The sequence below is a fragment of the Streptomyces sp. UH6 genome, from assembly GCF_013421635.1.
Taxonomy (GTDB): domain Bacteria; phylum Actinomycetota; class Actinomycetes; order Streptomycetales; family Streptomycetaceae; genus Streptomyces; species Streptomyces abyssomicinicus.
This window is the reverse complement of the sequence record NZ_JACADT010000201.1, coordinates 1-7,641: the sequence shown is the minus strand read 5'-3', so window position 1 is coordinate 7,641 and position 7,641 is coordinate 1. Positions and strand designations below refer to the sequence as shown.

The window sequence follows — 7,641 nt, the reverse complement described above, 5'->3', positions numbered from 1 at the left end:
CGGAGGCCTTCCCGACGCCGCCGGTGGCGGACACGCCGGCCGCATCCTGGGCGGCGGCCGCAGCCGTGCCCGACGCCGACTCACGTTCGGCGGTCTTCCTCGCCACCATGGCCGCGGCCCCTCACATGCTGTGATCCTGCTCGCGAATCGTGCTCGGACGATAGATCGGCCGGACTCCGGCGGCAACGGGGCACGCCGCTGCATGCGTTGTGCCCATCTGCCGCCCCGGTATGCGCGGCACCAGGGCCGAACGGGTGTCTCCGGGGGGCCGGGGGTGTCTCCTGGGGCCCGGGCGGCGGCGCCCCCGCGCGAAAACCCGTCATCGCCACCCGCCCCCGCCCCTTACACTGGCCGCAGCGACACGGTGTGGATGGGACGAGTAGCGTCGCCCGCAGCCCAGAGCGACCCGGGGACGGTGGAAGCCCGGGGGCGAGCACGACGTGAAGATCACCCCGGAGCCGCCGGAAGAACGCCCGGAGCCCCCACAGGCAGCACGCAGGGGCCCGGGCCGGTAGACCCGGCAGTCGCGACCCGAATGAGGGGGTCACCGGACGCGCTCGCGAGGCGCGCCGGGGCCAAGGAGGGTGGTACCGCGGGACCGCGCCGACGGCGCACGGTTCTCGTCCCTCCGACGGAAGGCAGCAATGTCCGTTGGAGGAAGCCGCTGATGACAGCGCCGACGTACCGCCAGGTTCCCGCCCAGGTCGACCTGCCCGCGCTCGAGCACGCCGTGCTCGACTTCTGGCACGACCAGAAGATCTTCGCCAAGACCCTGGAGCAGTCCGAGGGCCGCCCCGAGTGGGTCTTCTACGAGGGTCCGCCCACCGCCAACGGCATGCCCGGAGCCCACCACATCGAGGCCCGCGTCTTCAAGGACGTCTTCCCCCGCTTCCGCACCATGCGCGGCTACCACGTGGCGCGCAAGGCGGGCTGGGACTGCCACGGCCTGCCCGTGGAGCTCGCCGTCGAGAAGGAGCTCGGCTTCACCGGCAAGAAGGACATCGAGAACTACGGCATCGCCGCGTTCAACGCGAAGTGCCGCGAGTCCGTCACCCGCCACACCGACGCCTTCACCGAGCTGACGACCCGCATGGGCTACTGGGTCGACCTCGACGACGCCTACCGCACCATGGACCCCGAGTACGTCGACTCGGTCTGGTGGTCGCTGAAGGAGATCTTCAAGAAGGGCCACCTGGTCCAGGACCACCGGGTCGCCCCCTGGTGCCCGCGCTGCGGCACCGGCCTGTCCGACCACGAGCTGGCCCAGGGCTACGAGACCGTCGTGGACCCCTCCGTCTACGTCCGCTTCCCGCTGACCTCCGGCCCGCTGGCCGGCCGGGCGTCGCTCCTGGTGTGGACGACCACCCCGTGGACGCTGGTGTCCAACACCGCGGTCGCCGCCCACCCCGAGGTGACCTACGTGGTCGCCACGAACGGCGAGGAGAAGCTGGTCGTCGCCGAACCGCTGGTCGCCAAGGCGCTCGGTGAGGGCTGGGAGACCACCGGTGAGACCTTCACCGGCGCGCAGATGGAGCGCTGGACGTACCAGCGGCCCTTCGAGCTGGTCGAGTTCCCCTCCGAGGCGCACTTCGTCGTCAACGCCGAGTACGTGACCACCGAGGACGGTACGGGTCTGGTCCACCAGTCCCCCGCCTTCGGTGAGGACGACCTCAAGGTCTGCCGCGGCTACGGCCTGCCCGTGGTCAACCCGGTCCGCCCCGACGGCACCTTCGAGGAGGACCTCCCGCTGGTCGGCGGGGTCTTCTTCAAGAAGGCCGACGAGGCGCTCACCGCGGACCTCCAGGAGCGCGGGCTGCTCTTCCTGCACCTGCCGTACGAGCACAGCTACCCGCACTGCTGGCGCTGCCACACCGCGCTCCTCTACTACGCGCAGCCGTCCTGGTACATCCGCACCACCGCGGTCAAGGACCGGCTGATCGAGGAGAACGAGAAGACCAACTGGTTCCCGTCGAGCGTCAAGCACGGCCGCTTCGGCGACTGGCTGAACAACAACATCGACTGGGCGCTCTCCCGCTCCCGCTACTGGGGCACCCCGCTGCCGATCTGGCGCTGCGAGGAGGGCCACCTGACCTGCGTCGGCTCCCGGGCCGAGCTCACCGGGCTGACCGGCGCCGACCAGTCGGGCCTGGACCCGCACCGCCCGTACATCGACGACGTCACCTTCGCCTGCCCCGAGGACGGCTGCGCGCACACCGCGGTCCGCGTCCCCGAGGTCATCGACGCCTGGTACGACTCGGGCTCCATGCCGTTCGCGCAGTACGGCTACCCGTACAAGAACAAGGAGCTGTTCGAGAGCCGCTACCCGGCCCAGTTCATCTCCGAGGCGATCGACCAGACCCGCGGCTGGTTCTACACGCTGATGGCGGTCGGCACGCTCGTCTTCGACAAGTCCTCGTACGAGAACGTGGTCTGCCTGGGCCACATCCTCGCCGAGGACGGCCGGAAGATGTCCAAGCACCTGGGCAACATCCTCCAGCCGATCCCGCTGATGGACCAGCACGGCGCCGACGCGGTGCGCTGGTTCATGGCGGCCGGCGGCTCCCCCTGGGCGGCCCGCCGCGTCGGACACGGCACCATCCAGGAGGTCGTCCGCAAGACGCTCCTCACCTACTGGAACACGGTCGCCTTCCAGGCCCTGTACGCCCGCACCTCCGGCTGGGCGCCGAGCGCGGCCGACCCGGCCCCGGCCGAGCGCCCGATCCTGGACCGCTGGCTCCTCTCCGAGCTGCACGCCCTCACCGACGGCGTGACGAAGGCCCTGGAGTCCTACGACACCCAGCGGGCCGGCAAGCTCCTCTCGGCGTTCGTGGACGACCTCTCCAACTGGTACGTCCGCCGCTCCCGCCGCCGGTTCTGGCAGGGCGACAAGGCCGCCCTGCGGACCCTGCACGACGTGGTGGTCACCGTCACCCAGCTGATGGCCCCGCTCACCCCGTTCATCACCGAGCGGGTCTGGCAGGACCTGGTCGTCCCGGTCGTCCCCGACGCCCCCGAGTCGGTCCACCTGTCCGCCTGGCCGGCGGCCGACCTGGACGCGGTGGACGCGGAGCTCTCGCAGCAGATGGCGCTGGTGCGCCGCCTGGTGGAGCTCGGCCGGGCCACCCGTGCCGAGTCCGGCGTCAAGACCCGCCAGCCGCTCTCCCGGGCGCTGGTGGCGGTCTCCGGCTTCGAGCGCCTCGGCGAGGAACTGCGCGCGCAGATCGCCGAGGAACTCAACGTGGCCGCGCTGGCCGCGCTCTCCGAGGTGGGCGGCTCGCTGGTCGACACCACCGCCAAGGCCAACTTCCGCGCCCTGGGCAAGCGGTTCGGCAAGCGGGTGCAGGAGGTCGCCAAGGCCGTCGCCGCGGCGGACGCGGCGGCGCTCTCCGCCTCCCTGCGGGAGACGGGCACCGCCTCGGTGGACGTCGAGGGCGAGACCGTGTCGCTCTCCCCCGAGGAGGTCATCGTCACGGAGACCCCGCGCGAGGGCTGGTCGGTGGCGTCCGACTCCGGCGCGACGGTGGCCCTGGACCTGGAGATCACCGAGGAGCTGCGGCGGGCGGGCCTCGCCCGTGACGCGATCCGCCTGATCCAGGAGGCCCGCAAGAACAGCGGCCTGGACGTCGCGGACCGCATCGCGCTGCGGTGGGACTCCACGGACGCCGCGGTCGCCGAGGCGCTCGGCGCCCACGCGGAACTGGTCGCCGACGAGGTCCTGGCCACGGACTTCGCCCGGGGTGAGGCAGACCACACCTTCGGCGCGGACTTCACCGACGAGGGCCTGTCGCTGACCTTCCGCCTCCGCAAGGCGTAACACCGCCCCGCGGTGCCGAGGCCCGGTTCCCCGCACGGGGCGCCGGGCTTCGTCTCCTCCCCCACCCCGCCCCTTCCCGGAACCGGGGCTTCGCCCCGGACCCGGGCCCCTCGCGGCGAGCCGCCCCGCAGGTACGCACCGGCCTGCGCCCACCCGTGCCGCCCGGCGGCACGACGGCCCGCAGGGTGAACGACCCTGCCCGCACCCCTGCGGGCGGCCGGGAGCACCTTCGCAGCGGACGGCTCGTTCCGCGAGGGCCCGCACGCGCACGACAAGAGGGCGGTGTCCTGAACCACTGTGGTTCAGGACACCGCCCTCCTACGCCGACGACAGGCGTGCCGTACCGCTCAACCGCGGGCCGTCAGTTGTCGTCCTCGTCGATCAGGAACCCGCGCATCGGCGAGGGAGCCTGGCCCATCGGGCCCGGACCCTGCGGACGCACCGGCGCCATCGGCTGCGTCATGGCCGGCGACATCTGCGGCTGGCCGTTGCCCGAGGGACCACCGCCGAAGGCGGAGGACGGACCCGGGCCGCCGTTCATCCCCGGACCGCCGCCGAAGGCGGACCCGGCACCGGCCGGGGCCATCGACGGAGCGGGCGGCGGAGGCGGCAGCGACGGAGCACCGGTCGGCGCCGGGTTCCGCGGCGGAGCCAGCGTGTCGTCCGCCTGGGACTCCAGCTGACGCAGCTGGGACTCCAGGTAGGACTTCAGCCGCGTGCGGTACTCGCGCTCGAAGCCGCGCAGGTCCTCGACCTTGCGCTCCAGCGTGGCGCGGGCGGACTCCAGGGAGCCCATCGCGACGCGGTGCTTCTCCTGCGCGTCCCGCTCCAGGGCGTCGGCCTTGGCACGGGCGTCACGCTCCAGACCCTCGGCGCGGCTGCGGGCCTCGCCGACGATCTTGTTGGCCTCGGAACGCGCCTCGGCGATCGCCTGGTCGGCGGTCTGCTGGGCCAGCGACAGGACGCGCGCGGCGCTGTCGCCACCGGGACCCTGGCCGGGGCCGCCCATCGGGCCGCCGGGACCGCCCATGGGGCCGCCCATCGGACCGGGACCGTGCATCGGCTGACCCATCGGGCCGGGACCGCCCTGGCCCATGGGACCGGGACCACCCTGGCCCATCGGGCCCGGACCGCCCTGGCCCATCGGGCCGGGACCCTGCGGACCGTGTCCGCCGGGACCCTGGGGACCGCCGTGACCCTGGGGGCCACCGCCCGGGCCGGCGGGAAGCTGCGGGGCACCGCTCGGCAGCTGCGGCGGGCCACCCATGGGGCCGCCGTGCTGCTGCGGGGGTCCTGATATCCCGGCGGGAACAGGTCCACCCGGACCGCGCATGCCGGGACCCTGGTCCTGGGGGCCGCCGGGACCCTGCGGGCCGCCGGGTCCGTCGGGACCCTTGCGCATGCCCTGCTGGTTCTGCGCGGCGGCACGGGTCGCCGCGGCCAGCTTGGCGCGCAGGTCCTCGTTCTCGCGGAGCAGTCGGGTCAGTTCGGCTTCGACCTCATCGAGGAAGGCATCGACCTCGTCCTCGTCGTAGCCTTCCCTGAGGCGGACGGTCGTGAACTGCTTGTTCCGCACGTCCTCGGGGGTCAACGGCATCTCTTCACCTCAACGTAGTCGTCGGCTTTCGGCAAGAACGTCATTCACATCGCGCTCACAGCCGGCTCACGACGGAGATCAGGATGTAGACGATGATCATCAGTACGAAGAAGGACAGGTCGAGCGCCACGCCCCCGAGACGCAACGGCGGGATGAACCGCCGCAGAAGCTTGAGCGGTGGATCGGTGACAGTGTAGGTGGCCTCCAGAACGACCACCATCGCCCTTCCGGGCTGCCACGAGCGGGCGAACTGGAACACGTAGTCCATGACCAGCCTGAAGATCAGGACAAGGAGGAAACACATCAGCGCGATGTAGACCACGTCCCAGAACACGCTCATGATCTCCTGCTTCCCTCTCCCCTGTGTCTTGCGTCACCCGGTACTTCTCAGCTCTGGTTGAAGAACCCGCCCTCTGCGATACGGGCCTTGTCCTCCGCCGTGACATCGACGTTAGCAGGAGACAGCAGGAACACCTTCTGCGTCACCCGCTCGATGCTGCCGTGAAGACCAAACACCAGACCGGCAGCGAAGTCGACAAGTCGCTTCGCGTCCGTGTCGTCCATCTCGGTCAGATTCATGATCACCGGCGTGCCCTCACGGAAGTGTTCCCCGATGGTACGGGCTTCGTTGTAGGTCCGCGGGTGAAGCGTGGTGATCCTGTAGGGCTCCCGCTCCGACACGACCTTGGGCATGATCACCGGTGCGCTCTTCTCCAGACTCTGACGTTCCTGTGTGATGGATGCCACGGGGGCGATCCGCGCCGGCCGGCTGGTTTCCACCGCCGGAGCGACGGAGGCGGGAGCCGGTTCGCGCGGCGCCGGGGGCTGCACCACTCGCACCGATTCTTCCCTTTGAGGCTGGTGCGAACCGTGGGACGAGTGTGAACTGTGCGACGTGTGTACTGATTCGTGTCGGTGACGGTCACGCTCCGGCTCAGGGTCGAGTTCCGGTTCGAAGTCGTCGTCGGGGTCGAAACCCCGGCCGTCGTACCCATCGTCCTCCACGAGGCCGAGGTAGACCGCCATCTTGCGCATCGCGCCGGCCATGCTCTGAGTCCTCCGCTCTGTGGTGGATCGGCTGACGACTGCCACGTCCCCGCGATCCACGAGGTCGTTCTGCCCGCCCATTCGGCGGTAAAGACCATATTTTCTGTTGTGGTCCGACTCTTGGCGACGTTACCGGAGCCCGGGACGGACTCCGAGTACCGCGCTGCCGACGCGCACGTGTGTCGCTCCGGCCGCAACGGCCTCCTCGAGGTCCGCACTCATCCCTGCCGACACCATCGTCGCAGTCGGATGGGCCCGGCGCAGGACAGTCGACAAATCCATCAGCCGGTCGAAAGCGGCCCGTTGACGGCCCGCATATTGTCCGGTGAGCGGGGCGACGGTCATCAGACCGCCGATCCGGAGCCCCTCCGAGGAGGCGATCAGGTCCGCCAACTCCTCGACGCCGCCGGGCGCCACCCCGCCGCGCTCGCCGCGCTCCTTCTCCTCGGCGTCCAGCGCGACCTGGATCAGGCAGCCGATCTCGCGACCGGTCCGCACCGCCTCCTTGGAGAGCGCGGTGACCAGCCGTGACCGGTCCACCGACTGCACCATTTCGGCATAACCTGCCACGGAGCGGACCTTGTTGGTCTGCAGCTGGCCGACGAAATGCCAGGAAAGCGGCAGATCCGCACAGGCCGCGGCCTTGGGCGCGGCGTCCTGGTCGCGGTTCTCGGCGACGTGCCGCACGCCGAGTCCGGCGAGGATCCGCACGTCGCTCGCCGGATAGGTCTTGGTGACCACGATCAGGGTCACCTCGTCGCGTGCCCGGCCCGCGGCCTCGCAGGCCGCGGCGATCCGGGCCTCCACCCGGGCGAGGTTCGCCGCGAGTTCCTCGCCGCGTTCTTCCATAGCGCGTTCCGTCATGCCTCTTCAGTCCAGCCAGACGTACCCGGCGAGCCGGCCGGTGGCGCGGTCGCGGCGGTACGAGAAGTGATCGTGCGACTCCATGGTGCACACCGGGGAACGTCCCACGTCACGCACCCCCAGTCGCTCCAACTGGGCGTGCACCCCGGCGGCCACGTCCACCGCGGGAGTGCCCCAGGAGGTCTCGGCGTACGCGGCCGGTTCGACGGCGGCGACCTCGGCGCGCATCCGCTCCGGCACCTCGTAGCACCGCCCGCACACCGACGGGCCGGTGCGGGCCACGATCCGGGAGGGGTCCGCGCCCCGTTCGGTCATCGCC

6 protein-coding genes are annotated in these 7,641 nt (G+C 71.1%); 1 reads left to right on the top strand and 5 read right to left on the bottom strand.

Features of this window, described 5'->3' with window-relative positions; genetic code table 11:
• Positions 1–667 precede the first annotated feature (667 nt).
• Positions 668–3,814: an isoleucine--tRNA ligase gene (ileS, locus tag HW445_RS12745; protein ID WP_180221140.1), complete on the top strand. Its 3,147-nt coding sequence runs from the start codon at positions 668–670 to the stop codon at positions 3,812–3,814.
• Between the two features lie 361 nt (positions 3,815–4,175).
• Here the strand turns inward: ileS and HW445_RS12740 are convergent, their stop codons facing one another.
• The 5 genes from HW445_RS12740 to HW445_RS12720 all read right to left on the bottom strand — a co-directional run.
• Entirely contained in the window at positions 4,176–5,411 is a 1,236-nt protein-coding gene (locus HW445_RS12740; protein WP_180221139.1) for a DivIVA domain-containing protein, read from the bottom strand.
• Positions 5,412–5,466: 55 nt separating this feature from the next.
• Positions 5,467–5,751, bottom strand: a complete 285-nt coding sequence (locus tag HW445_RS12735; protein ID WP_108953862.1) for a YggT family protein — start codon at positions 5,749–5,751, stop codon at positions 5,467–5,469.
• A 47-nt stretch (positions 5,752–5,798) separates the two neighbouring features.
• Positions 5,799–6,458 carry a cell division protein SepF gene (locus tag HW445_RS12730; protein ID WP_151772816.1) on the bottom strand — a complete coding sequence of 220 codons (660 nt, stop codon included), beginning with the start codon at positions 6,456–6,458 and terminating at the stop codon, positions 5,799–5,801.
• A gap of 129 nt (positions 6,459–6,587) precedes the next feature.
• Positions 6,588–7,307, bottom strand: a complete 720-nt coding sequence (locus HW445_RS12725) for a YggS family pyridoxal phosphate-dependent enzyme (RefSeq protein WP_180221141.1) — start codon at positions 7,305–7,307, stop codon at positions 6,588–6,590.
• Positions 7,308–7,328: 21 nt separating this feature from the next.
• On the bottom strand, positions 7,329–7,641 hold a 313-nt coding region (locus HW445_RS12720), incomplete at its 5' end, for a laccase domain-containing protein (protein WP_180221138.1).

Excerpts from the sequence above, each read along its gene's own strand:
- HW445_RS12725 (WP_180221141.1), bottom strand. The coding sequence starts at position 7,307 with ATGGAAGAACGCGGCGAGGAACTCGCGGCGAACCTCGCCCGGGTGGAG.
- HW445_RS12740 (WP_180221139.1), bottom strand. The coding sequence starts at position 5,411 with ATGCCGTTGACCCCCGAGGACGTGCGGAACAAGCAGTTCACGACCGTC.
- HW445_RS12730 (WP_151772816.1), bottom strand. The coding sequence starts at position 6,458 with ATGGCCGGCGCGATGCGCAAGATGGCGGTCTACCTCGGCCTCGTGGAG.
- HW445_RS12735 (WP_108953862.1), bottom strand. The coding sequence starts at position 5,751 with ATGAGCGTGTTCTGGGACGTGGTCTACATCGCGCTGATGTGTTTCCTC.
- ileS (WP_180221140.1), top strand. The coding sequence starts at position 668 with ATGACAGCGCCGACGTACCGCCAGGTTCCCGCCCAGGTCGACCTGCCC.